Source organism: Pseudomonas sp. TWP3-1, assembly GCF_049896625.1.
In the GTDB taxonomy this organism is placed as follows: domain Bacteria; phylum Pseudomonadota; class Gammaproteobacteria; order Pseudomonadales; family Pseudomonadaceae; genus Aquipseudomonas.
Window position 1 is genome coordinate 57,079 of the sequence record NZ_JAFCUQ010000022.1, and the last position, 25,316, is coordinate 82,394.

The following is a 25,316-nucleotide window of genomic DNA, read 5'->3' on the forward strand; positions in this document are numbered from 1 at the left end:
TCGATGATTCGCGGTAAATGGCTCGCCGCCCTGTGCCTGGTGCCCTTCGCACTGTTCTTCATCGTGTTCGAAATCGCCCCGCTGGTGTGGGTGATGATCAACAGCCTGCAATCGGAAGAATTCGGTTGGGGCGTGGCCAATTTCAGCAAGATCTTCAATTCGAAGTTCTATCTGCAGGCGATCCAGTACAGCCTCGAAATCAGTTTCTGGTCGAGCGTATTCGGCATTCTCATCGCGGTGCTTGGTGCGTATTCCTTGCGCCGGGTCGACTCGAGACTGCGCAACTTCGTCAACGCTTTCGCCAACATGACCAGCAACTTCGCCGGCGTGCCGTTGGCCTTTGCGTTCATCATCCTGCTCGGTTTCAACGGCAGCTTCACCATCATGCTCAAGCAGGCGGGGTTCATTCAGGACTTCAATCTGTACTCGAAAACCGGGCTGATCATTCTCTACACCTACTTCCAGATTCCGCTCGGCGTGTTGCTGCTCTATCCGGCGTTCGATGCATTGCGTGAAGACTGGCGCGAATCCGCCGCTCTGCTCGGCGCCAATGGCTGGCAGTTCTGGCGGCATATCGGTTTGCCGGTGCTGACCCCAGCACTGCTCGGTACTTTCGTGATCCTGCTTGCCAACGCCCTCGGCGCCTACGCCACGGTGTACGCGCTGACCACCGGCAATTTCAACGTGCTGCCGATCCGGATTGCGGCAATGGTTTCCGGGGATATTTCCCTCGATCCGAACATGGCCAGTGCGCTGGCCGTGGTGCTGGTGGCGCTGATGACCGTGGTCACCGTCGTGCATCAACTGCTGTTGAAGAGGAGCTACCATGTCTCGCGCTGAATCCGGCCCGGCCGGCGTCTACCACCGCGTCGTGGTCTACCTACTGTTCGCCATCCTGCTGTTGCCGCTGGTCGGTACGCTGATTTACTCGATCGCCAGCAGTTGGTCGGCGACCATTCTGCCCAGCGGCTTCACCTTCAAGTGGTACATCCAGTTGTGGAGCGATCCACGTTTTCTGCACGCCTTTGGCCAGTCGTTGCTGGTGTGCGTCGGTGCGCTGATCCTGTCGGTGGTGCTGATTCTGCCACTGCTGTTTGTGGTGCATTACCACTTCCCGAAACTTGATGCGTTGATGAACATCCTGATCCTGTTGCCGTTCGCGGTGCCGCCGGTGGTGTCGTCAGTCGGGCTGTTGCAGCTCTATGGCTCGGGGCCGATGGCGATGGTCGGCACGCCGTGGATTCTGATCGGTTGCTACTTCACCGTGGCGCTGCCATTCATGTACCGGGCGATCACCAACAACCTGCAAGCCATCAACCTGCGTGACCTGATGGACGCCGCCCAACTGCTCGGCGCCAGCACCTTTCAAGCGGCATATCTGGTGGTGCTGCCAAATCTGCGCAAAGGCTTGATGGTCGCGTTGCTGCTGTCGTTTTCGTTCCTGTTCGGTGAGTTCGTGTTCGCCAACATTCTGGTCGGCACCCGCTACGAGACCTTGCAGGTCTACCTCAACAACATGCGCAACAGCAGCGGCCACTTCACCAGTGCGCTGGTGATTTCCTATTTCTTCTTCGTGCTGGTCCTGACCTGGGTCGCCAACATCTTGAACAAGGACAAAAGCGAATGAGCTATGTCAGCGTCCACCACCTTCAGAAAAACTACGCTGGCACCACGGTGTTCAGCGACATCAACTGCGAGATCCACAAAGGTGAGTTCGTCACCCTGCTCGGCCCCTCGGGTTGCGGTAAATCCACCCTGTTGCGTTGCATCGCCGGGCTGACGCCAGTGGATGGCGGCAAAATCCTGCTCGACGGCGTTGACATCGTTCCGCTGACCCCACAGAAACGCGGGATCGGCATGGTGTTTCAAAGTTACGCGCTGTTCCCCAATATGACCGTCGAGCAGAACGTCGCCTTCGGTTTGCGCATGCAGAAAGTCAACGCCGACGACAGCCACAAGCGTGTCGCCGAGGTGTTGAAACTGGTTGAACTCAACGATTTCGCCAGCCGCTATCCGCATCAATTGTCCGGCGGTCAATGCCAACGCGTCGCCCTCGCCCGCTCGCTGGTAACCCGTCCGCGCTTGTTGCTGCTGGATGAACCGCTGTCGGCCCTCGATGCGCGGATTCGCAAACACCTGCGTGAACAGATCCGTCAGATTCAGCGCGAACTCGGCCTGACGACGATTTTCGTCACACACGATCAGGAAGAAGCGCTGACCATGTCTGACCGGATTTTCCTGATGAATCAGGGAAAGATCGTACAGAGCGGCGACGCCGAAACCCTTTACACCGCGCCGGTGGACGCATTCGCCGCCGGATTCATCGGCAACTACAACCTGCTGGACGCCGACAGTGCGTCGAAGCTGTTGCAGCGGCCGATCAGCCATCGCATCGCGATTCGCCCGGAAGCCATCGAGCTGAGCCTGAACGGCGAACTCGATGCACAGATCCGCAGCCACAGCCTGTTGGGCAACGTGATTCGTTATCGGGTCGAGGCGCGCGGCGTGGAACTGGTGGTGGATGTGCTCAACCGCTCGGCGGCAGATCTGCACCCCGACGGTCAGCGTCTGGCACTTTCCATCGATCCTTCGGCCCTGTGTGAGGTAGCCTGATGACTTTGCTGATATTCAAGAGGGAACTGCACTGATGGCGCTGGCAATTTTTGATCTGGACGAAACCTTGATCCATGGCGACTGCGCCACCCTCTGGAGTGAACAGATGGGGCGGCTGGGCTGGGTCGATCCGGAATCGTTCATGCGTAGGAACAACGAGCTGATGGACGCCTACAGCAAAGGGCAATTGCGCATGGAAGACTTCATGGAGTTCAGCCTTGAGCCACTGATCGGGCGTACGCCGGAAGAAGTCGCACACTTGGTAGGGCCGTGGGTGGAAGACTTCATCGAACCGATCATCTACAGCGACGCGACCAAAACCATCGCCGCCCACCGCAAGGCCGGCGACCGGATTCTGGTGATCTCGGCGTCGGGCACGCACTTGATCAAACCGATTGCCGAACGACTGGGCATTGATGAAGTGCTGGGGATCGAACTGGAAGTCGCGCACGGCGTGTACAGCGGCCACACCGTCGGCACGCTGACCTATCGCGAAGGCAAGATCACCCGATTGCTGGAATGGCTGGACGCCGAGGAAGAGAATCTGGAGGGCGCGAGTTTTTATTCCGACTCACGCAACGACTTGCCGCTGCTGCTGAAGGTGGATTTCCCGCATGTGGTCAATCCGGATCCGGTGCTGCGCGAGCACGCCGAACAATCCGGCTGGCCGATCCATCTCTGGAAGTAAGCAAAAAGCCTGTGGGAGCAGTCTCCCACAGGCTTTTGTTTGTTAGCTCAGGCTGTCGTCAATCACCAACACCAACTTGCCCGCCACCTTATTGCTCGCCAACTCGGCAAACGCCGCCTCGGCATCCTTGACCGGGAACGCCTTGGCCAATTGTGGCTTCAAGCGCCCTTCGGCAAACAACGGCCACACATGCTGGCCGAGATCACTGAGCAGATCCGCCTTGAACTGATCGTCACGACTGCGCAACGTCGAACCGAGCAACTGCACGCGCTTGGCCAATACTTGCGCCAGATCCAGCTTGGCCTCGCGACCACCCATCAAACCGATCAACACCCAACGGCCATCCTGCGCCAGCAGCTTGAGGTTAAGCGCCGAATAGTTGCCGCCGACCGGATCCAGAATCACGTTGAACGGCCCCAAATCCCGCAGGCTTTCCAGATCGTCAGTACGCAGCACTCCGCCCTGCGCGCCCAGCGTTTCGCAGTAAGCCAAACGCTCAGTCGAACCGACACTGACCCAGCACGGGTTGCCGAACGCCTTGCACAACTGAATGGCGGCTGAACCGATTCCACTGGCTCCGGCATGCAAGAGAACCTTCTCACCCGGTTTGAGCGCAGCGAGTTGAAACACATTCAGCCAGACAGTTGCGTACACCTCGGGCAACGCGGCAGCTTCGATCAACGAAACGCCATCAGGGACCGGCAGCACGTGCCGTCCGTCGACGACCACTTCTTCGGCCATGCCGCCCCCGGCCAGCAAGGCGCAAACCCGATCGCCTACCTGCCAGGAGGACCCTGCTCCGACCTCGATGATTACCCCTGAACACTCAAGACCGAGCACCTTGCTGGCCCCAGGCGGAGGCGGATAAAGCCCGGCCTTCTGTAATAAATCGGCGCGATTGAGGCCGGCTGCCGCCACCCGAATGCGAACTTGTCCTACATCGCACGTAGGACTCGGCTCTTCATCCCATGTCACTTGACCTTCAACGCCTTGCAATGCCTTCACAGTGCCTCCATAGTGAGTCTGGACTGAGCCCGTAGCTGTAGCGTCGGGCTTTTTGCATTATGCGACCGGCCCCGGGGTCTGAACGAAAGCTGAACACTTGTTTTCGTGCAGAGCGTGGAGGTACCGGCGACTTCAAAGACGGCCTAATATGCGTTATCAATTGTCCCCGCGTCGAATCAGCATGAAGCATTTGCTCCCAAGCACCGCCCTCGCTCTTATTCTCGGTATCGGCCTGTTGCCGATGTCGGGCAATACATTCGCAGCCAACAGCTGGGACAAATTGCAGCCTGATCGCGATGAAGTGATCGCCAGTCTGAATGTCGTCGAGTTGCTCAAGCGTCACCACTACAGCAAGCCGCCGCTCGACGATGCGCGCTCGGTGATCATCTACGACAGCTACATCAAGCTGCTGGACCCGTCGCGCAGCTACTTCATGGCCAGCGACATCGCCGAATTCGACAAGTGGAAGACTCAGTTCGACGACTTCCTCAAAAGCGGCGACCTCAACGCCGGGTTCACCATCTACAAGCGCTACCTGGACCGCGTCAAAGCGCGTCTGGACTTCGCCCTTGCCGAGCTGAACAAAGGCGTCGACAAGATGGACTTCACCACCAAGGAGACCTTGCTGATCGATCGCAAGGATGCCCCTTGGCTCAAATCCACCGCTGATCTCGACGACCTGTGGCGCAAACGCGTCAAGGACGAAGTACTGCGGATGAAGATCGCCGGCAAAGAGCCGAAGCAGATCCAGGAAACCCTGACCAAGCGCTACAAGAATCAGTTGTCGCGTCTGGATCAGACCCGTCCGGAAGACATCTTCCAGGCGTACATCAACACCTTCGCCATGTCCTACGATCCGCACACCAACTATCTGTCGCCGGATAACGCGGAAAACTTCGACATCAACATGAGCCTGTCCCTTGAGGGCATCGGCGCCGTGTTGCAGAGCGACAACGATCAAGTGAAAGTCGTGCGTCTGGTACCGGCAGGCCCGGCCGACAAGACCAAGCAGGTTGCCCCGGCAGACAAGATCATCGGCGTTGCCCAAGGCAACAAAGAGATGGTCGACGTGGTCGGCTGGCGTCTGGACGAAGTGGTCAAGCTGATCCGTGGCCCGAAAGGCACCATTGTGCGTCTGGAAGTCATCCCGGCGAGCAATGCGCCGAACGACCAGACCACCAAGATCGTGCCGATCACTCGCGAAGCGGTGAAGCTTGAAGACCAGGCCGTGAAGAAATCCGTGCTGAACCTGAAACAGGACGGCAAGGACTACAAACTCGGTGTGATCGAAATTCCAGCCTTCTACCTCGACTTCAAGGCATTCCGTGCAGGCGATCCGGACTACAAGAGCACCACGCGTGACGTCAAGAAACTACTGACCGAGCTGCAGAAAGAGAAAGTCGACGGCGTGGTCATTGACCTGCGCAACAACGGCGGCGGTTCCCTGCAGGAAGCCACCGAGCTGACCAGTCTGTTCATCGACAAAGGCCCGACAGTGCTCGTGCGCAATGCCGACGGTCGCGTCGATGTGCTCGAAGATGAAAACCCGGGCGCGTTCTACAAAGGCCCGATGGCGTTGCTGGTCAACCGTCTGTCCGCTTCGGCTTCGGAGATTTTTGCCGGCGCCATGCAGGACTACCACCGCGCGCTGATCATCGGTGGCCAGACCTTTGGTAAAGGCACCGTGCAGACCATTCAGCCGCTGAACCATGGCGAGCTGAAACTGACTCTGGCCAAGTTCTACCGGGTTTCCGGTCAGAGCACCCAGCATCAGGGTGTACTGCCGGACATCGATTACCCGTCGATCATCGACACCAAGGAAATCGGTGAAAGCGCACTGCCTGAAGCCATGCCGTGGGACACCATCAAAGCGGCAATCAAGCCTGCGGTTGACCCGTTCAAACCGTACATCGCGCAGCTCAAGTCCGAACACGATGTGCGTTCGGGCAAAGACGCGGAGTTTGTGTTCATCCGCGACAAGCTGGCCTTGGCCCAGAAACTGATGGAAGAAAAAACCGTCAGCCTCAATGAAGCCGACCGTCGTGCCCAGCACGCCGACATCGACGCCAAACAACTGACGATGGAGAACCTCCGTCGCAAGGCCAAAGGCGAAGAACCGCTCAAAGAGCTGAAGAAAGAAGACGAGGATGCCTTGGCGGCAGCCGAGCAGGACAAGGTCAAACCAGAAGACGATGCCTACCTGAGCGAGACTGGCCGCGTTCTGCTGGATTACCTGAAACTGAGCAATCAGGTGGCCAAGAAGTAAGGTGATGGCAATTTAGTGCTGGCGAACCACGGATCGTCATCAAACAGTCATCAATCTGTCGTGCAATAAGGGACTGGGAGCAACTCTGCACAAGAGCGCTCCCAGTCCTTTTTTTATCGCCAGAGATTGCCATGACCACGACTGAACAACTGAGTGCCTTGAGCTCGATCCTGACTCAAAGCGGCTTGCACAGTCTGTTTCAGCCGATCATCTGCCTCTCCGAGCGACGCATTCTTGGTTACGAAGCGCTGACGCGCGGCCCTTCCAACAGTCCGCTGCACTCGCCTATCGCACTGTTCGCCGTGGCTCGTCAGGCCGGGCGCCTCAGTGAACTGGAAATTGCCTGCCGCCAGAGCGCTTGCCGACGCTTCAACGAACAGCAACTGCCGGGCAAGCTGTTTCTCAACGTCTCCCCCGAATCCTTGCTCGAAGCCGCGCATCAGCCAGGGCGCACGCTGCAACTGCTGCAGGACTTTGGCATTCCGCCGAGTCAGGTGGTAATCGAGTTGACCGAGCAAACGCCAACCGACGATTTCCAGTTGCTGCAAACTGCGCTGCATCACTATCGGGCTATGGGTTTCTCCATCGCGCTGGATGATCTCGGCGCCGGATATTCCAGCCTGCGCCTATGGTCGGAACTGCGCCCGGATTACGTGAAGATCGACCGGCACTTCATCGACGGCATCCATCAGGATGCGCTCAAACGCGAATTCGTCGGCTCGATCCTGCAGATCGCCAAAGCCTCACGGGCGCAAGTCATCGCGGAAGGCATCGAGCTGCCAGAAGAACTCGCCGTGCTGACCGAAATGGGTGTCGACCTGGTGCAAGGCTACCTGCTCGGCCGCCCCCAGGAACACCCACCGCGCGATGCCCGTGCCCTGATGCCCAAACATGAAAGCACTAGCGTTGCTCTCACCGACGAAGGCAGCGACCTCAGCGCCCTGCTCAACGAACAACCCGCCGTCGGCCGCGACACCCCGACCGCCACCGTCCTCGAAGCCTTCCGCCGCCAGGCCAACCTCAACTCGCTGGGAGTGCTCGACGAACAAGGCCAACCGTGCGGCATCGTCCATCGCCATTCACTTTCGGATGTACTGCTCAAGCCGTTTGCCACCGACCTGTTCGCGCGCAAACCGATCAGCCGCCTGATGAACGACGACTTCCTCGCCGTAGAAATGAGCCAGTCGCTGCAACAAGTCAGCCGCCTGATCACCAGCCGCGCCCGGCAACGCATCGAAGAAGACTTCATCATCACCCTCAACGGGGGTTATCTCGGCCTCGGACGGGTGATCGACGTGCTCAAACTGATCACCGAACTGAAAATCCAACAGGCGCGGTATGCCAATCCACTGACACTGCTGCCGGGTAACGTGCCGATTCAGCAATGCCTGACGCGGTTGCTACAACAGGGGCGCGAGTCGATTATCTGTTACGTGGATATTGATAGCTTCAAACCCTTTAACGATATTTATGGTTATGGGCGTGGGGATGAGGTGTTGTTGTGCTTGGCGCAATGTTTGAACGAACGCGTCGACCCCTCTCGCGATTTTGTTGGGCACATCGGCGGCGATGACTTCCTGCTTGTCCTCGGCCCGGAGGATTGGCGAAAACGCCTCAACCAACTACTCGACGACTTTCAAAGCCAATGCCGACGGTTTTACCGGCCTGAACATCTTGAGGCTGGGTGCTTTGTTGCGCCGAATCGTCAGGGGGTGCGGCAGGAATTTCCGTTGCTTTCGCTGTCGATTGGCGTGGTGCATTTGCATCCCGAGGCTTGCGCGGAACTGGATGCGAGTTTGTTGGCGGAAATGGCTTCGCAGGCGAAGCATCATGCGAAGAATGTTCCGGGGTATAGCGTGCATGTCATTGAGAGCCTCACCACGCCCGCCACCCATCTTCCACAGTTAATGGGTCAACGCTGAATCCCCAGCCCGCCCGCCCGCGGGAGCAGGAACGCTCACGAAGGGTACGTTGATGCAACTAACTGCTCACCTTCACTCTATCTCAGCAATAAAATCAACAATATCATTTACTTATATGTCTTATTTAGAAACAGCTGCACTCACCATGTAGATCTATCTTCACCCGCAGCGAGTTCAAGGTCTTCCCTCCAGTCCTCTTTTGCCAAGCGGTAGATTTCTTTAAAAAAACAACGCGGACTATTTAACGAATACCATTCCTCCCTAGGCCAGCTGGATGTTTCGCATTCATCAATGTGAAATAAACCACTAAAATCATAATTTGAATCATCTAACGCTATTTCTAAGGCTTCAACTAGAACCAGCTTATGCCTATATGAAAGGTATGGCAGATTTAGGCAATACTTCCGAATGAGAATTTCTCTATGGTTAGGGATATTCGGATTATATACACCGAGTTCGAGGCCACGTGTTTCCTCTCTGTCATAAACATCAAAAACACCAATAAACCAAGTGAATCTTGGTTCGAAGCGCTCATTCATATACGGATCTTTCAACATCATCTTTTCTCCGACGGGAATCCTGTAAATGGTTCTTGAGTGTTTATCTTGTCAAATTTAACTTCAAACCAGTTCATGTTCTCATTCAAAATTGGGTGTTGCGGATCGGTTCTATTCGGTTTATACCCCCGCCCAGCCCCAGGCAATTCGAATCTAACTATGGGGGCGTCCTTCTGATCTTTTCCCGTATGTCTTATTAAGCCGTTTTTATCTCTTGTCATCGCCTTGTTTAATGCACCCAAATGCATTCGCCAGTTATGAAACTGTGAGCTTGGATTTCCTCTTGGCGGTATTGGAGCGACGCCAGTGTGAGGATCAGCACCATCGATAGCTCGCTGTTTAAGCGCTTGATCTGAGATTTCAGAACTATGTTTTTTTACGGTGTGCATGCCATAAAGATCTTCATATTCAGTTACCCGTCGCTTCGCATTCGCCTCCGCTAACTCATCAATCCTCGCCCTTCGCTCCTGCGCCGTTATCTTTGGCAGCGCTGGCTCACCTTCGTCGATAACCGAACCACCTACATCACCCGGCACCGTACAACCCGGCCTATTCGGCGGCGGGCAGTTGGAGCTCAACCCCAACGGATCCACCCACCCCGTCGGATTCGGCACGTACTGGTACTGATTCAGCCCACCCGCCAACTTCACCGGATCCGGCGTCAGATAGCGTCCAACGTCTGGATCGTAATATCGATGGCGGTTGTAATGCAGCCCACTTTCCGCATCGAAGTACTGCCCCTGAAAACGCAGCGGCTGGTCGAGGTAGTCTTCGCCGGCCAGTTCCACCGAGGTGGTTTTGCCGTACGCGGCGTACTGCGCCGACCAGGCGATGTCACCGCTGTAGTCGGTGAGTTCCTGCGGGGTGCCGAGGTGGTCTAGTTGGTAGTAGAACGGGCAGGCGCGTTTTGGGCCTTTGCCGTCGAGCATGGCGAGTGGGCGGAAGGTGCCGGGTTCGTAGATGAAGCTGCGGTGTTGTTCTTTGCTGCTTTCGGCGACGAGGTGGTCGCCTTGCCAGAAGAATTCGGTGGTCTGGCCGTCGACGGTTTTGCTGATGCGCCGGCCGAAGGCGTCGTAGCGATAACTGGCGGTTGTTCCGTCGGGGCGGGTCAGGCCGATCAGGCGGTGCTGGCTGTCGTAGCGGTATTCGGTGATCAGTTGTTGCGCGAGGCCACGGCGTTCGCGGATCAGGTTGCCGAAGGCGTCGTAGTCGTAGTGGCGGTCGCCTTGGGCCAGCAGGCGGTTGCCCTTGACGCTGCTCGGTCCCGGACGGTCCTGCATCAGCAGGTTGCCGGCCGGGTCGTGAGCGTAGCTTTCGGGGAGATGGTCGCGGGTGTGGCACACGCGGATCAGCCGGTCGAGGGCGTCGTACTGGTAGTTGCGCTGGCCGTGGCGGGTGTCGGCGATCTGCTCCAGATTGCCGTTGGCGCTGTAGGCATAATCGCGGCGATACACTGAACTGCGTTGATGGCCTACGGCGTGCGCCTGCAAACGGCCCTGTTCGTCGTAGGTATATTCGCTGAGCAGCAGGCCTTGCTGGCGTTGTTGTTCACGACCGGACTGATAGACGTGGCGAGTGAGCTGCGCGCCGTTGAGGTTGATCGCAGTCAGCGCGCCACCCTTGGCGTACAGGTAGTCGAGTTTGCTGTTGTCGGGCAGGCGCAGGCGTTTGAGCTGGCCGCAACTGTCGTAGGCGTAACGCAGGGTGCCCCAGCCCTGGTGTTCGCTGATCAGCCGATCCTGAGTGTCGTAGGCAAATTCCAGCGGGTGCTTTTGGCCATCGTCGACGCCGCTGAGTCGGCCGAGGCGGTCGTAGCGGTATTCAACCTTGACCCCGTCCGGCAGGGTCTTGACCAGCAGACGTCCAGCCGCATCACGCTCGTAAGCCGTGACCAGCGTCGAGCCATCATCACCGAACTCGGTCTTTTCCAGCAGATGGCCGTTGCGGTCGTAGGCGTAAGCGGTGCGCCGTCCGTCGAAGCCGGTTTCCTGTCGGATCAATCCGGTCGGCGTGTAGTCCAGAAGATACTTTTCACCGGACTCGTTCTCGATCTGTGTGAGCAGCAGCTGCGCATGGTCGTAGCGGTATTGCACCTGCGTGCCGTCCGGATTGATCCGGCGGCTGACCAGGTGCAGATCGTCGTCGTACTCGTAACGGGTGATGCGCCCGAGTTCATCGCGCTCGGCGGTGATCTGGTTGTAGGGGCTGTAGCTGTAGGCGCGGCTGGCGCCGGTAGGCGAGATCGTCTGGATCAGTCGGCCGACGGCGTCCCAAGTCTGCCGAGTAAGCGCGCCGTGTTCGTCGCGGGTGGTAATCCGCCGCCCCAAAGCGTCGTAGGAAAACTGGCGTACGCCGCCATCGGGCAGGGTTTCCTCGACCAACTGCCCTAGGTCGTTCCACACCAGCACATGGCGGCTGGTGTCCGGATAACGGATCGACAGCAACCGACCCTGCGGGTCGTAGTGGTAATGCGTGACATGCCCGTCAGGATCAACCGCTTCAGTCACATCGCCCTGAGCGTTGCGCCGGTAGGTCCACACCGAGTCCCCACGCGAACGGGTGTGCAGGAAACCGTTGCGATACTCGTAGGACGTGGGCGCATCTTCCGGTGGAATCAGCGCAATCAGGCGTCCGGCATCGTCATAGCGGTACTCGGTGACCGCGCCCAACGCATCCTGCTCGGCAATCAACCGACCCTGAAAATCGTAAGCCTTGAGCTGTTCGCCACCATCCGCCGCGACCTTGCGCACCAGCCGCGCACGGTCGTCATGGATGTACGTTTCCTCAGTGCCATCGACGTACTGCACCGTGACACTGCCGGCATCGTCCCAGACATACCGCGTGTCCATCTGCGAAAACGACGCCCAATGCCTGACACAACGTGCCGCTTTGCCGGACCTTTCCCACGCCCAGAAGAAACTCGCCCCACCGCTGAGTTGCCGCTGGAGGATGACGTGCTGATCGTCGTAGTCGTAACGCTCACTGTCGCCGACCGCGTTGGTCGCTTCGATCAGCCGCTGGCGGGCGTCGTAGCGGTAGCTGACGAGGGTCTGCTGACTGCGCCAGACCGCCTCGCGCAACACCTGATAATCCACGGCCACCAGATGCGTGCGCTCATAGCGCAGAAACAGGCAACGCCCGGCGCCGTTGTCCAGCCGCTGAATACGATCCTGACGATCGCGCGACACCAGCAAGCGGTTGTCGTAGGCATCACTGACCGCCGTCAGCCGCCCAGCGCGAAAGTGATAAAACCGCGCCGTTTCCCCGGCCAGCGCAACAATCAGCTCCTCCGGTTCATCCCCGAGAAAAATCGCTGCCCGCGACAGACTGTTGTGAATCGCCGGCCGCGCGACACTCGGCAACGGAAAGCGCGTGCGCCGGTTCTCGTGATCAACCCAGACCACCGCGTCACCGTCGATCTCCAAGCGATGCGCCAGCGAATGGCTCCAGCCAAAGCCCAGCCCAACGTCGATCTCGGCGGCGCTGTTGCGATACAACCGAGTGAATTCGAACGGCAGCAATCCATCGAGCGAACCGTCGGTCAGGGTCAACAACTCTTCGCCCGTGACCATCGACACCGGGCAACCGTTGGTGCAGGTCGACGCCGCGCAATCAGCGCTATCACCGTTAGGATTTTTCGCCTGATCAGGACTGTCGTCGTGATGCTCGTCTTTCTTCAGAGCGGCATTGCGCTTGGCATTCCAGCGCAATTGCATGCGGCCCTTCTTCACCCCAGTCGCAATGCCTCGCGCAGCCACTGACTTGTACTGGTCTACATAGCCGATGAAGGTTTCGACGATGCCAAACATCGCCTTGACCAGACGCGTTACCGCAGCCAGCAATTGCGCGCCGCGATCCACCAGGCGCAACGCCAGATAGGCGACCCCCGCGCCAACAAAGGTCAGCACCACGCCAATCAGCACGTCGATCAGCAGTTGCACCACCACCATCGACACCGCTTCAGCGGTTTTCCCCGCGACTTCACTGGGTGGCAGCATCTCCAGCCAAAGGCTGGCAGTACGCAGCAACAGGCACAACGCGGCCTCATCGCTGACCAGCAACTGGAGTTTTTCCATCACGTCCGGCGCGGTCTTCGCGAGCTTAATCAACTGCTCGGCACCGCTACCCAACCGCTGAGCAAACTTGCCAGGATCCTGAAGAATCTCCGACAACAACCCGATGCTGTCCCACACCCCCTCGATGGCTGCCCAACTCCCGGCGAGCATACCGTTGCCCGCTGCCGTCGCCACTTCCTGCGACCACTGCGGCTTGTAGCCCTGCCACTCACTGCGCAGCCAGCTATCCAGCTGCAGCGTCAGACCATCGTAGGATTTGAAGAGTTGATCAACTTGATCGGGGCTGACATCGCTGTGCACCAACACCCGATAGAACTTGCCCGCCACACCGCGAAATGAACCCTTCCCCTCGGCATCAAGCGTGACTGAAGCAAGTTCCTCACCCTCCACCGCCACCACATCAACCACGATGCCGCCCAGCGGGATGTCGTAGACCGATTCGAACTTGCTCTCGATCTCCATCACCCCGGCCTCGGGGCACTGGATGACGCTGGAGGAAAACTGGTTATCGCCAATAGCAACGGCAGTGCTGCGATCACCAAAGCGAATGATCCGCTCCATGCCCATCAGCGAGGGCATGTCGGTTGCGTGGCTAAGCTTGTCCGCCGAGCGACTGAACCAGTGCTTGAGCTGTTCGCGGTACAGACCGAGGGTGTCGGGAAAGCTGTCGAGTTCCTGCTCGATGCGGATGACGGCGTCCATCAGCGCGCACGATGTTGCGCAGTGGAAAACAAAACCGGGTCAAACATGAGCGTTCCCTCGCACAGAAAATTAGGCGAGGGGACTTTGCGCGGGATCAGTCAGAAAATAAGTCAGGCAAGTAGGTGAAGGTTGTAGGAGAAGTCTTCAAATGGCATGCAGCGCAAAATGCGGGCACAAAAAAGGGGCGAAAGGTTTCCCTCTCGCCCCGCTCCTTGATTGAACCGGAATCGCCGACTACGGAAGATCCCGCCCAGCCAATTCCTTCAATTTAAGCTCGGCCAGCGGATGCCCGGCCTTGGCCGCCATCCCCCACCAACGCTGCGCTTCGGCAGGATCAGGCGCCTTGCTCGGCGTACCAGCGAGACTGATCACACCCACCTGATAGGCCGCTTTGCCATCGCCAGCCAGCGCGGCCAGGCGCAACAGCCGCACGCCCTCTTCGCGTGCGCCCAGACCGACACCGCGAAAAGTCAGGATGTGCCCATAGAAGCTTTGCGCACCGACATCACCGAGATTGGCCATCCGCGCGAACTGGCCCTCAAGCCAGCGCCAGCCACGCGGCTGACGGACGAACCACGACCAGTGAAACAGCCTGCGCGCCAGCCAGTAACTGGCCTGCGCCTTGAGTCGTAAGAACACTCAGGCCTCCGCCGATTCCGGGTACTCGTATTCGAACACCCGCACCACTTCCGAAGCGTGCCACGAAGCAGCGGCGACGCCGTCAGACGGCCCGGAGAAACGTCCCAGGCGTTCGACACATTCGAAGAAACCGGTGCGCGGCAGGCGACTCGCACCCTGGCTGATCACCAGCGAACTGCGTAATGGCTGTTCGGCTTTGGCGTCCAGCGCGGCCAGATGCTCAAGTGCAGCGGTCAGGGTCTGCATGGCCGGCGTCGGCAGTTGCAGCCGTTCGAGCAGCGCCCGGTAAGTCAACAGATGGCGCTGCCGGCGCGCCTGGTCCAGCTCTCCGAGTAATCCGTCCCAATGTTGACGGCTGATGCGTACGCTCACGATTCATCCCTCCAGCCTGGCACCGTCAATTCCCAGGCCAGGCTGCGGCGAATCGCGGCGTCGGGCAGACGCTCACCACTTTCGATCATGGCCAGATAAGACGGGCTGATGCCTACCGTGCGGGCGAGCGCCTCGATGGCGATGCCCTTCCCTTCGCGCAAATTGCGGAGTTGATCGATACCCGGAAGAACCGGGTCCGAGGTGGCCGCGACGGGCGTGGGAGCCGGACGCGACGGTGCTTCGTTAATGCCTGCAGCTTTGAGTAGAGCCTGATACTGAGCCCAAGGCAGAACCGCGTATTCGGGCTCGCCATCGCGTGCAATTATCTGAATATCCATGACTACCCCGTAGGACAACAACACTTAGCGAGTCGGCACTTTTCCCTAGAAGTGTAATCCTAACAGCGGCCAAGGTCGTGGGGGCAATCTATATGGAGATGAGGCTGTCGCTATTCAGGATTTTTTCGGCCCCTGAAGCTGAAGTTGCTCGGGCGTATCGGGCAGGCGCTCGACGATTCTGAGCTTCTCGGGCTTCTGCCGATTGCGCCACAAGCGGAACGCATTGAGTTCGTCATCGAGGGTTTTCATCAACCAGGCGAGCACGGCGATGTCATCGAGCATGCCGAACACCGGAATGAAATCCGGGATCGCATCCACCGGACTGAGGAAGTACATCAGACCGGCGACCACCGAGACAATCGCTTTGCCGCTGATCGCGCGGTACTCGCCGCGCCAGTACGCCAGGCACAGCGCCTGAAGCAGACGCAGATCGTCTTTCAACTTTCCGAGGCGGTTACCCTGCGCGGCGCCTTTGCTCGCCACGGCGAACAACAGCGTCGGCAAACGTCCACGGGCCAGCAGTCGCCCCGCCAGCGGCAAGAATCGGGCGAAATTCCACGGAGTCTTCATTTATTCCTCCCGTTGAAATGTTATCCACACAAATTGTGGATAACCTTGTGAACAGAGCTGCATTTCAACGCTACAAGCCCCGTTTTATAAGGGCTGCGCTCAGATCGGGCGTTTTTTACTCACATAAAAAAGCCCAATATTTCATTGACTTGGCCGCTCAGGACGACTAGCGCGGGCAGCCATACAGTCTAGGACTGCCATGACCGGCATCGGTTCGGTCTGTTTACCTTCACCGAAGCGCAGATGCAACAACGCCCCGCATGTGCGAGGCGTTGTTTTCAAATCCGACGCTACTTACTTGGCAGCGGCGTCTTCTTTGGCTGGATCCTTGATGGCCAGCAGTTCCAGGTCGAAAACCAGAACCGAATTGGCCGGGATTGCCGGGCTTGGCGATTGTGCGCCGTAAGCCAGATCGCTCGGGATGTACAGCTTGTACTTCTCGCCAACGTGCATCAGTTGCAGGCCTTCGACCCAACCCGGAATCACGCCGCTAACTGGCAGATCGATCGGGCTGCCGCGCTCGACAGAGCTGTCGAATACGGTGCCGTTGGTGAGCTTGCCGGTGTAGTGAACAGTCACTACGTCGGTCGGCTTAGGCTGAGCGCCGTCGGCTTTCTTGACCACTTCGTACTGCAGACCGGAAGCGGTGGTGGTCACGCCGGCTTTCTTGCCGTTTTCTTCGAGGAATTTCTTGCCAGCCGAGGCCGACTCTTCGCTCATTTTGGCCATACGCTCTTCAGCACGCTTTTGCAGCGCGGCGAAAGCTTCAACCAGCTCTTCGTCTTTCAGCTTCTGTTCTTTCTTGCCGACGGCATCTTCGATGCCCTGGGCTACTGCTTTGGAGTCCAGGTCATCCATGCCTTCCTGAGCCAGGCTTTTGCCCATGTTCAGGCCGATACCGTAGGAAGCTTTCTGCGCCGGGGTTTTCAGCTCTGCGCTAGTCTGCGAATCACAACCCGCGAGGACCAGGCTAACCAGGGCTACCGCCGCCGCCAACCGATGCTGTTTCATGCTATTTCCTTGTTCATGCGCCGAAAGGGCAATCGAGTAAAGCCGCGAGCTTATCAGGCCGCCACGACCAATGGCTACCGGCATGAGAGCAGGAAACTCACGATTAGTTCAGGGATTAAAACGCATTGGGCGCGAGCCTCGATGAAGCTTCTGTCATCTCGCCCCGACAACGGTTGAGGCCAGTTCATCCCACAGTTGTCGTAATGGCCACTTGCCTCACCTCACATCGCTCAGGCATAACAGCGCAACAAATCGACAAGGATGTTTAACTTGCGCCTCTCATTCCGTGTGCTGATGCTGATCATTGTGCTGCTGGGACTGGTCCTGGCGGTGGTGCTGTATTACGTCGCCAACCCGAAACTGCCCTTGTATACGCCCGCGCAACAGGTGCATTACCTCAAGCAATGGACTGACGAGGAGCGTCAGACCTACTATTTCACGCCGCAAGGCACGCAGGTCAAAGGCCTGCGCTACGAATGGTTCCAGGCGCTTGAATTGCCGTTCTCACAACAGCGCTTTGCCGCCCCCGAGTACCTGGCGCGCTTCGGATTTCTGCTTGATCCACAACAGAAAGCCACACGCGACAACCCCGCAAATCTGCCCGTGGGATTCGCCCGCCATCAGAATCCCGGCAGCCCGGAGCAATATCTCGACATAACTTGTGCCGCTTGCCACACCGGAGAATTGCGTTTCAACGGGCAAGCGCTGCGCATCGACGGCGGCTCGGCTCAGCACGTGCTGCCCTCCAGCGTTCCTACATTGCGCGGTGGCAGTTTCGGACAGGCACTGGTCGCCAGTCTTGCCTCGACTTACTACAACCCATGGAAATTCGAACGCTTCGCCCGCAACGTTCTCGGCGAAAATTACGATGATCGCCACGAACAACTGCGCCAAGACTTCAAAGATTCGCTGAGCACCTTCCTCAAAGTCGCGTGGAACGACACCCATCGCGGCCTCTACCCGACAGAGGAAGGCCCGGGCCGCGCCGATGCGTTCGGGCGCATTGCCAATGCGACTTTCGGCGACGCGATCTCCCCCGCCAACTACCGCGTGGCCAATGCGCCGGTGGATTATCCGCAACTGTGGGACATGTGGACATTCGACTGGGTGCAATGGAACGGTTCGGCGCAGCAACCGATGGCGCGCAACATCGGCGAGGCGCTCGGCGTGGGCGCCACGCTTAATTTCTTCGACACCAATGGCCAGCCGCTGCAAGGCGAGCAGCGCTACCCGTCCAGCGTGCGTGTGCGCGATCTGCACAAGATCGAAGAGACCCTGCAAAAACTGCAAGCGCCCGCCTGGCCTGAAGAACTTCTGGGCGCGGTCGACAAGCCGTTGGCGACCAAGGGCCGCACGTTATTTGCGGAAAATTGCGCCGGCTGCCACGTCCCGCGCAAAACGCTGGAAGGCCAGCGCTGGGTGCAGGATCTGCACATGTTGCCCGTCGACGTCATCGGCACCGACCCGGGCGCGGCCAACAATATCGCCAATCACCGCTTCGACCTGACGGCATTGCAATGGGATCTGCAAGAACTGGAACAGATGGATGTGAAACTGCATCCCGAACCGACAGAGCCGCTGGATCTGAGCCAATTGTCGGTGGCCAAAGGCTTGGCCTACGTCACCGCATTCGTCGAACAACGCGCCTATCGCGAGGCCGACGTCACTGCCGCCGAAAAACCCCGGCTCGATGGTTTCGGTTTGCCAATCGGTGTGCGCGAAAAAGTCGCTTACAAGGCGCGTCCGCTGGCCGGAGTCTGGGCCACCCCACCTTTTCTGCACAACGGTTCGGTGCCGAGCCTCTATCAGTTGCTGTCGCCGCAGGATGAGCGCGCCACCACCTTCTATAAAGGCACGTTCGAATACGACCCGCGACATCTGGGCTATCGCACCGAAGCCTTCACCAACGGTTTTCTGTTCGACACGCGCGTTACCGGCAACCGCAACAGTGGCCACGAATTCCGCGCCGGCCAACGTGGCAACGGCGTCATCGGCCGCCTGTTGCAACCTGAAGAGCGCTGGGCGCTGCTCGAATACCTGAAAGTACTGGGCGGCCCGCTGGAGGCGCAATTGCCATGATCATGAATACATCACCTGACAGACCTTCGATGCTGGCGCACTTGTGGTTGTGGTTCGGGCGCTTGCTGGGCAAAACCCTGCTCATTTTGCTCAGCGCCGGGTTGCTCGGCTGGGCAGTGGCGGCAGCCTGGTTCGCCTGGCAACAACGTGGCCCGGTTTCCGCGGTGGAGCAGATCCCCGAGGGCGAAGCGGCTATGACTCAAGACGTGATCCAGACCGCCGTGCGCATCGTCGATCAACACCGCGAAAGCACGCGTTACTTGCGCGATGCGCATGCCAAGGCCCACGGCTGCGTCAAAGCCGAGCTACGCGTTCTGCCGCAACTGAGTGAAGGACTGCGCCAAGGCGTGTTCAGTGAGCCGGGGAAAATCTGGCAAGCGACTCTGCGCCTGTCCAATGGCAACGCTTATCCGCAATTCGACAGCATGCGCGACGCGCGGGGCATGGCGATCAAACTGCTCGATGTGCCGGGCAAACAACTGCTCGGTAATCGTCAGGACAGGCAGGAGCAGGATTTCGTGATGTTCAGCCACCCGAACTTCTTTGTCAGCGATGTCGCCGAATATCGTCAGAATGTGGCGGCGCAGGCTGACGGAAAAAAGGTGATGGCGTTTTTTCCGGGGTGGGATCCGCGTAGCTGGCAGGTCAGACATCTACTCATCGCACTACAGACTTTGTCCGCACCACCGGACAGTCCGACGCAGACCACATACTTCTCGGTTTCGCCCTACAAATTCGGTGAGGCCAATGCCAAGTTTCGGGTGATGCCGGATCCAGACAACTGCCCGGCTTACACACTGCCCAAGCAGAATCAGGATCTGCCGAACTTCCTGCGCAGCGCGTTGAATCAGCAGTTGTCCACCGACCGCGTACCGGTCTGCTTTGTGTTGCAGATCCAGCGTCAGGATGCGCACAAGTTCATGCCGATCGAAGACACCAGCATCGAATGGCGCGAGCAGGATTCACCGTTCGAGACCGTGGCAAGGATCACCCTGCCCGCGCAGGATTTCGATACCCCGGCACTGAATCTGCAATGCGACAACCTCTCCTTCAATCCATGGTTCGGGATTGACGCGCATCGGCCGATTGGCGGGATCAACCGTCTGCGCAAGGCTGTGTACGAAGCAGTGAGCGATTACCGCCACAGTCGCAACGCGGAGCAATAAACGCGGGACAAGAGCCAAACCCCAGACAGCAAAAAGCCCGCACTAGGCGGGCTTTCTGTGGTGATCTGGCGTTCAGTGGGTCCAGATAACCGAATATGGCGCAGCGGACGGGACTCGAACCCGCGACCCCCGGCGTGACAGGCCGGTATTCTAACCGACTGAACTACCGCTGCGCAAAACGCTTGAAACGAATGGTGGGTGATGACGGGATCGAACCGCCGACATTCTGCTTGTAAGGCAGACGCTCTCCCAGCTGAGCTAATCACCCTTCGCTTCGTTACGGGGCGCATTATGCCACAAGTTCTCGTAATGTGTTGATTTAATTGAATATTTTTTCAAATAAATCCGAAAACCGGTGAAACCACACGTCCCGCTGGAACAAGGTACAAACTTGAGGCAGAAAAAAGCCCGCCTAAGCGGGCTTTTCCGTGGTGACCTGGCGTTCAGCGATCCAGGTTACCGAATATGGCGCAGCGGACGGGACTCGAACCCGCGACCCCCGGCGTGACAGGCCGGTATTCTAACCGACTGAACTACCGCTGCGCTAAACACTTGAACGAATGGTGGGTGATGACGGGATCGAACCGCCGACATTCTGCTTGTAAGGCAGACGCTCTCCCAGCTGAGCTAATCACCCTTCGCTTCGGTGTGGCGCGCATTCTACGGAGCGACCCCACCTCTGGCAAGCACTTTTTTAAATAATTTTCTCAGGCCTTCCAAAGGCTTAGAGAAGGGTTGGCCTATGCCACGGCGAAGACAATAATGCCCCCCTTTGTATAAAGGAGAGACTCACCCCATGTGGTTCAAAAACCTGCTTATCTATCGCCTGACCCAAGACCTGCCTGTCGATGCCGAGGCGCTGGAAACTGCACTGGCCACCAAACTGGCGCGTCCATGTGCAAGCCAGGAGTTGACCACCTACGGTTTCGTCGCGCCATTCGGCAAGGGCGAAGATGCTCCACTGGTGCACGTCAGCGGTGACTTCCTGCTGATCTCTGCGCGTAAGGAAGAACGCATTCTGCCGGGCAGCGTTGTACGCGATGCGGTCAAGGAAAAGGTCGAAGAGATCGAAGCCGAGCAAATGCGCAAGGTCTATAAAAAGGAACGCGATCAGATCAAGGATGAAATCATCCAGGCGTTCCTGCCGCGCGCGTTTATCCGTCGCTCGTCGACCTTCGCCGCCATCGCACCGAAACAGGGTCTGATCCTGGTCAACTCGGCCAGCCCGAAACGCGCCGAAGACCTGCTCTCGACCCTGCGCGAAGTGATTGGCACCCTGCCCGTGCGCCCGCTGACCGTGAAAATGTCGCCTACCGCGACCATGACCGAATGGGTCACCACGCAGAAAGCTGCCGACGATTTCTTTGTACTGGACGAGTGCGAACTGCGCGACACCCACGAAGACGGCGGGATCGTGCGCTGCAAGCGTCAGGACCTGACCAGCGAAGAAATCCAGCTGCACCTGAGCACCGGTAAAGTGGTTACTCAGCTATCGCTCGCGTGGCAGGACAAGTTGTCGTTCATGCTCGACGACAAGATGACCGTCAAACGTCTGAAGTTCGAAGATCTGTTGCAGGATCAGGCGGAACAGGACGGCGGCGAAGAAGCCCTCGGCCAGCTCGACGCCAGTTTCACCCTGATGATGCTGACCTTCGGCGATTTCCTGCCGGCGCTGGTTGAAGCGTTGGGTGGGGAAGAGACTCCGCAAGGGATCTAACGCCATTTTCAGGCGCCCTCTACTTGATGGTGGGTGCCTGAACGAAAAGATCGCAGCCTTCGGCAGCTCCTACATTTGGAATGCATTTCCCTGTAGGAGCTGCCGAAGGCTGCGATCTTTTTGCAAGCACCGTATGCTTAGGGCCCTACGCTTTCCCATAATAAGGATCAGGCCATGCGCGCACTGGCTGCACTGAGTCGTTTTGTCGGCAATACCTTCGCTTACTGGGTTCTGATTTTCGCTGTGCTCGCGTTCCTGCAACCGGCGTGGTTCCTCGGCCTGAAAGGTGCCATCGTGCCGCTGCTCGGGCTGGTGATGTTCGGCATGGGCCTGACCCTCAAACTTGAAGACTTCGCCGCCGTCGCTCGCCAACCCTGGCGCGTGGCTTTGGGCGTGGTCGCGCATTTCGTGATCATGCCGGGCATGGCGTGGTTGCTCTGCCAGATCTTTCAGCTGCCACCGGAAATCGCCGTCGGCGTGATTCTGGTCGGTTGCTGCCCAAGCGGCACCTCGTCCAACGTGATGACCTGGCTGGCGCGTGGCGATCTGGCGTTGTCGGTAGCGATCGCCGCCGTTACCACCCTCCTCGCCCCACTGCTGACGCCAGCGTTGATCTGGCTGCTGGCTTCGGCATGGTTGCCGGTGTCGTTCATGGAGCTGTTCTGGTCGATTCTGCAAGTGGTGTTGCTGCCGATCATCCTCGGCGTGGTCGCGCAACGCGTGCTCGGCGACAAGGTACGCCACGCGGTAGAAGTGTTGCCGCTGGTTTCAGTGATCAGCATCGTGATCATCGTCGCGGCGGTGGTTGCCGCGAGCCAAGCGAAGATTGCCGAGTCCGGGCTGTTGATCATGGCCGTGGTCATGCTGCACAACAGCTTCGGTTATCTGCTGGGCTACTTCACCGGGCGCCTGTTCGGTTTGCCATTGGCCCAGCGCAAATCGCTGGCGCTGGAAGTCGGCATGCAGAACTCGGGGTTGGGCGCCGCACTGGCCAGTGCACACTTCTCGCCGCTGGCGGCGGTGCCGAGTGCGTTGTTCAGTGTGTGGCACAACATTTCCGGTGCGCTGCTTTCGACGTATTTCCGGCGCATGAGCGAGAAACAAGACCGCGAGACGCTGGCTCGGACTGACTTGGCGGGTTGATCCGCTGATTAATGCCGGGCACTCTATTGCGCACGCGGGGACGACCTCGCGGCTCAATCGAGTTTTTATCCGGGGACGACCCCGTCAATCGATGGAGGTCTCTCATGTCCTGGATCATTCTGTTTTTCGCCGGCCTGTTCGAAGTCGGCTGGGCCGTCGGCCTGAAGTACACCGATGGTTTCAGCCGTCCACTACCCACTGCGCTGACTATTGCCGCGATGGCTGTCAGCCTGGGCTTGCTCGGTTTGGCAATGAAGGAATTGCCGCTGGGCACGGCTTATGCGATCTGGACCGGGGTCGGCGCCGTGGGCACGGTGATTGCCGGGATCATTCTGTTTGGTGAATCAATGGCGTTGATTCGGTTGGCCAGTGTGGCGTTGATTATCACTGGGTTGATCGGGCTCAAGGTCAGCGCTTAAACGACTGACGCCATCGCTGGCAAGCCAGCTCCCACAGGGATCTACAGTGCACAAAAATCCTGTGCACGCCCGAGAAACCTGTGGGAGTCGGGCTTGCCCGCGATGGCGCCCGCACAGCCAACAACTATCTGACTGTGCCGCGCAATTCACTCACCAGCGCCTGCAACTTCACCGGCTCGGCCGCTTCCACAGCGACCGACGAACCCGCCACCAACGTCACCCGCGACCACAATCGGCGAAACACGCCCTTGTTCGGATCACGACTGAAGAAGCTCCCCCACAACCCCTGCAATGCCAGCGGAATCACCGGCACCGGTGTCTCTTCGAGAATCCGCGTCAGCCCGCCCTTGAACTCGTTGATCTCGCCATCGGCGGTCAATTTGCCTTCGGGGAAGATGCACACCAGCTCTCCGTCCTTCAGATATTGCGCAATCCGGCTGAAGGCCTTTTCGTAGATCTGAATGTCTTCCTGGCGTCCGGCGATAGGAATTGTCCCCGCCGTGCGAAAGATAAAGTTCAGCACCGGCAAGTTGTAGATCTTGTAGTACATGACAAAGCGAATGGGCCGACGCACCGCGCCGCCAATCAGCAAGGCATCGACGAACGATACGTGGTTGCACACCAGCAACGCCGCGCCTTCATCGGGGATTGCGTCAAGATTGCGATGCTCGACGCGGTACATGGAATGGCTCAGCAGCCAGATCATGAAGCGCATGCTGAACTCGGGCACGATGCTGAAGATGTAGGCGTTGACGCCGATGTTGAGCAGCGAGACCACCAGAAACAGCTGCGGGATCGACAGTTCGACCACGCTCAACAACACGATGGACACGATGGCCGAGACCACCATAAACAGTGCGTTGAGAATGTTGTTAGCGGCAATCACCCGCGCCCGCTCCTTCTCGGCGGTGCGCGACTGGATCAACGCGTACAGCGGCACGATGTAGAAACCGCCGAAGATGCCGAGGCCGAGAATGTCGAACAGCACCGCCCAGGTGTGGCCGAAGGTCAGCACTTCAACCCAACTGTGGCCAGTAACACTGTCGGGAATTCCACCGGAATGCCACCACAACAGCAACCCAAACACGGTCAGACCGAACGAGCCGAAGGGCACCAGACCGATCTCGACTTTGCGCCCGGAAAGTTTCTCGCAAAGCATCGAGCCGAGCGCGATTCCCACCGAAAACACCGTGAGAATCAGGGTGACCACGGTTTCGTCGCCGTGCATCCACTCTTTGGCATAAGCCGGGATCTGCGTCAGATAAATCGCCCCGACAAACCAGAACCACGAGTTGCCGACAATCGAACGCGACACCGCCGGGGTCTGACCCAGGCCCAGTTTCAGCGTGGCCCACGACTGGCTGAAAATATTCCAGTTCAGGCGCATTTCCGGTGACGCAGCCGCTGCACGCGGAATGCTGCGACTGGCCAGATAACCCAACAGCGCGATGCCGACAATCGCGCCGGAAACCAGCGGCGCGTAATTGGCTGACGACATCATCACCCCGGCGCCGATGGTGCCGGCGAGGATCGCCAGAAACGTGCCCATCTCCACCAGGCCGTTGCCGCCGACCAGTTCGTCTTCACGCAACGCCTGCGGCAGGATCGAATACTTCACCGGCCCGAAGAGTGCCGAGTGAGTGCCCATGGCGAACAGCGCCACCAGCATCAGCGACAGGTGATCGAACAGAAAGCCGACCGATCCCACAGCCATGATGGCGATTTCCGCGAGCTTGATGACCCGGATCAGCGCGTCCTTGGCAAATTTTTCGCCGAACTGCCCGGCCAGTGCCGAGAACAGAAAGAACGGCAAAATAAACAATAGCGCGCACAGGTTGACCCAGATCGAGCGGTCACCTTCGATGGTCAGCCGATAGAGAATGGCGAGGATCAGCGATTGCTTGAACACGTTGTCGTTAAACGCGCCAAGCGATTGCGTGATGAAAAATGGCAGGAAGCGCCGGGTGCGCAGCAGGTTGAACTGTGAGGGGTGACTCATCTTCCGTGTGTCCCTGATGGTGGTAGCGAGTGGC

Annotated in this window: 20 protein-coding genes and 4 tRNA genes; 11 read left to right on the forward strand and 13 right to left on the reverse strand. The window is 58.6% G+C overall.

Annotated features, from left to right (window positions below; translation table 11 throughout):
• The first annotated feature begins 3 nt into the window (after window positions 1–3).
• The 4 genes from ACP7BN_RS24255 to ACP7BN_RS24270 are packed head-to-tail and all read left to right on the forward strand — an operon-like array spanning window position 4 to window position 3,301.
• On the forward strand, window positions 4–840 hold the full coding sequence (locus ACP7BN_RS24255) for an ABC transporter permease (protein WP_426206420.1): 837 nt from the start codon (window positions 4–6) through the stop codon (window positions 838–840).
• Window positions 827–1,627: an ABC transporter permease gene (locus tag ACP7BN_RS24260; protein WP_426206397.1), complete on the forward strand. Its 801-nt coding sequence runs from the start codon at window positions 827–829 to the stop codon at window positions 1,625–1,627. Before ACP7BN_RS24255 ends, ACP7BN_RS24260 begins: the two co-directional genes overlap by 14 nt.
• Entirely contained in the window at window positions 1,624–2,613 is a 990-nt protein-coding gene (locus ACP7BN_RS24265; protein WP_426206398.1) for an ABC transporter ATP-binding protein, read from the forward strand. The genes ACP7BN_RS24260 and ACP7BN_RS24265 overlap by 4 nt, the downstream gene beginning before the upstream one ends.
• Before the next feature lie 34 nt (window positions 2,614–2,647).
• On the forward strand, window positions 2,648–3,301 hold the full coding sequence (locus ACP7BN_RS24270; RefSeq protein ID WP_426206399.1) for an HAD family hydrolase: 654 nt from the start codon (window positions 2,648–2,650) through the stop codon (window positions 3,299–3,301).
• Between the two features lie 42 nt (window positions 3,302–3,343).
• Here the strand turns inward: ACP7BN_RS24270 and ACP7BN_RS24275 are convergent, their stop codons facing one another.
• Complete coding sequence (locus tag ACP7BN_RS24275; RefSeq protein ID WP_426206400.1) at window positions 3,344–4,306, reverse strand: zinc-binding dehydrogenase; 963 nt, start codon at window positions 4,304–4,306, stop codon at window positions 3,344–3,346.
• Window positions 4,307–4,487: 181 nt separating this feature from the next.
• Between ACP7BN_RS24275 and ACP7BN_RS24280 the strand changes: the two genes are divergently transcribed.
• Window positions 4,488–6,572: a carboxy terminal-processing peptidase gene (locus ACP7BN_RS24280; protein ID WP_420650345.1), complete on the forward strand. Its 2,085-nt coding sequence runs from the start codon at window positions 4,488–4,490 to the stop codon at window positions 6,570–6,572.
• A gap of 131 nt (window positions 6,573–6,703) precedes the next feature.
• Window positions 6,704–8,494 carry a bifunctional diguanylate cyclase/phosphodiesterase gene (locus tag ACP7BN_RS24285; protein ID WP_426206401.1) on the forward strand — a complete coding sequence of 597 codons (1,791 nt, stop codon included), beginning with the start codon at window positions 6,704–6,706 and terminating at the stop codon, window positions 8,492–8,494.
• 140 nt (window positions 8,495–8,634) lie between these two features.
• Here the strand turns inward: ACP7BN_RS24285 and ACP7BN_RS24290 are convergent, their stop codons facing one another.
• The 7 genes from ACP7BN_RS24290 to ACP7BN_RS24320 all read right to left on the reverse strand — a co-directional run bounded on the left by ACP7BN_RS24290 (window position 8,635) and on the right by ACP7BN_RS24320 (window position 16,759).
• Window positions 8,635–9,033 carry a hypothetical protein gene (locus tag ACP7BN_RS24290; protein ID WP_426206402.1) on the reverse strand — a complete coding sequence of 133 codons (399 nt, stop codon included), beginning with the start codon at window positions 9,031–9,033 and terminating at the stop codon, window positions 8,635–8,637.
• A gap of 17 nt (window positions 9,034–9,050) precedes the next feature.
• A complete protein-coding gene (locus tag ACP7BN_RS24295; RefSeq protein ID WP_426206403.1) occupies window positions 9,051–13,829 on the reverse strand; it encodes an RHS repeat-associated core domain-containing protein in 4,779 nt (1,592 codons plus the stop codon).
• Between the two features lie 234 nt (window positions 13,830–14,063).
• Window positions 14,064–14,468 (reverse strand): sel1 repeat family protein, encoded by a 405-nt coding sequence (locus tag ACP7BN_RS24300; RefSeq protein ID WP_426206404.1) that lies wholly within the window; start codon window positions 14,466–14,468, stop codon window positions 14,064–14,066.
• Window positions 14,469–14,840: a hypothetical protein gene (locus ACP7BN_RS24305; RefSeq protein WP_003223109.1), complete on the reverse strand. Its 372-nt coding sequence runs from the start codon at window positions 14,838–14,840 to the stop codon at window positions 14,469–14,471. It abuts the gene before it with no gap.
• Complete coding sequence (locus ACP7BN_RS24310; RefSeq protein WP_420648091.1) at window positions 14,837–15,178, reverse strand: helix-turn-helix domain-containing protein; 342 nt, start codon at window positions 15,176–15,178, stop codon at window positions 14,837–14,839. The genes ACP7BN_RS24305 and ACP7BN_RS24310 overlap by 4 nt, the downstream gene beginning before the upstream one ends.
• A 114-nt stretch (window positions 15,179–15,292) precedes the next feature.
• Window positions 15,293–15,748: a YkvA family protein gene (locus ACP7BN_RS24315; RefSeq protein WP_420648090.1), complete on the reverse strand. Its 456-nt coding sequence runs from the start codon at window positions 15,746–15,748 to the stop codon at window positions 15,293–15,295.
• A gap of 294 nt (window positions 15,749–16,042) precedes the next feature.
• Window positions 16,043–16,759, reverse strand: coding sequence for an FKBP-type peptidyl-prolyl cis-trans isomerase (locus ACP7BN_RS24320; protein ID WP_420648089.1), 717 nt, complete (start codon window positions 16,757–16,759; stop codon window positions 16,043–16,045).
• A 270-nt stretch (window positions 16,760–17,029) separates the two neighbouring features.
• On the opposite strand from ACP7BN_RS24320, the gene ACP7BN_RS24325 reads away from it, so the two are divergent.
• Window positions 17,030–18,838, forward strand: coding sequence for a di-heme-cytochrome C peroxidase (locus ACP7BN_RS24325; RefSeq protein ID WP_426206405.1), 1,809 nt, complete (start codon window positions 17,030–17,032; stop codon window positions 18,836–18,838).
• A gap of 29 nt (window positions 18,839–18,867) precedes the next feature.
• Window positions 18,868–20,004: a catalase family protein gene (locus ACP7BN_RS24330; RefSeq protein ID WP_426206421.1), complete on the forward strand. Its 1,137-nt coding sequence runs from the start codon at window positions 18,868–18,870 to the stop codon at window positions 20,002–20,004.
• Between the two features lie 96 nt (window positions 20,005–20,100).
• Here ACP7BN_RS24330 and ACP7BN_RS24335 read toward each other — a convergent pair.
• The 4 genes from ACP7BN_RS24335 to ACP7BN_RS24350 all read right to left on the reverse strand — a co-directional run bounded on the left by ACP7BN_RS24335 (window position 20,101) and on the right by ACP7BN_RS24350 (window position 20,641).
• Window positions 20,101–20,177 (reverse strand) — tRNA-Asp (locus tag ACP7BN_RS24335).
• Between the two features lie 19 nt (window positions 20,178–20,196).
• Window positions 20,197–20,272, reverse strand: a tRNA-Val gene (locus ACP7BN_RS24340).
• A 198-nt stretch (window positions 20,273–20,470) separates the two neighbouring features.
• Window positions 20,471–20,547, reverse strand: a tRNA-Asp gene (locus ACP7BN_RS24345).
• Window positions 20,548–20,565: 18 nt separating this feature from the next.
• Window positions 20,566–20,641: transfer RNA gene (locus tag ACP7BN_RS24350), tRNA-Val, on the reverse strand.
• 159 nt (window positions 20,642–20,800) lie between these two features.
• Here ACP7BN_RS24350 and rdgC point away from each other — a divergent pair.
• The 3 genes from rdgC to sugE all read left to right on the forward strand — a co-directional run bounded on the left by rdgC (window position 20,801) and on the right by sugE (window position 23,283).
• Window positions 20,801–21,721: a recombination-associated protein RdgC gene (gene rdgC / locus ACP7BN_RS24355; RefSeq protein ID WP_420648087.1), complete on the forward strand. Its 921-nt coding sequence runs from the start codon at window positions 20,801–20,803 to the stop codon at window positions 21,719–21,721.
• 174 nt (window positions 21,722–21,895) lie between these two features.
• Window positions 21,896–22,864: a bile acid:sodium symporter family protein gene (locus ACP7BN_RS24360; protein ID WP_420648086.1), complete on the forward strand. Its 969-nt coding sequence runs from the start codon at window positions 21,896–21,898 to the stop codon at window positions 22,862–22,864.
• Window positions 22,865–22,968: 104 nt separating this feature from the next.
• Window positions 22,969–23,283: a quaternary ammonium compound efflux SMR transporter SugE gene (gene sugE / locus ACP7BN_RS24365; RefSeq protein WP_042558337.1), complete on the forward strand. Its 315-nt coding sequence runs from the start codon at window positions 22,969–22,971 to the stop codon at window positions 23,281–23,283.
• A 124-nt stretch (window positions 23,284–23,407) separates the two neighbouring features.
• Here sugE and ACP7BN_RS24370 read toward each other — a convergent pair whose 3' ends face one another.
• On the reverse strand, window positions 23,408–25,282 hold the full coding sequence (locus tag ACP7BN_RS24370; protein ID WP_426206406.1) for an MFS transporter: 1,875 nt from the start codon (window positions 25,280–25,282) through the stop codon (window positions 23,408–23,410).
• Window positions 25,283–25,316 lie beyond the last annotated feature (34 nt).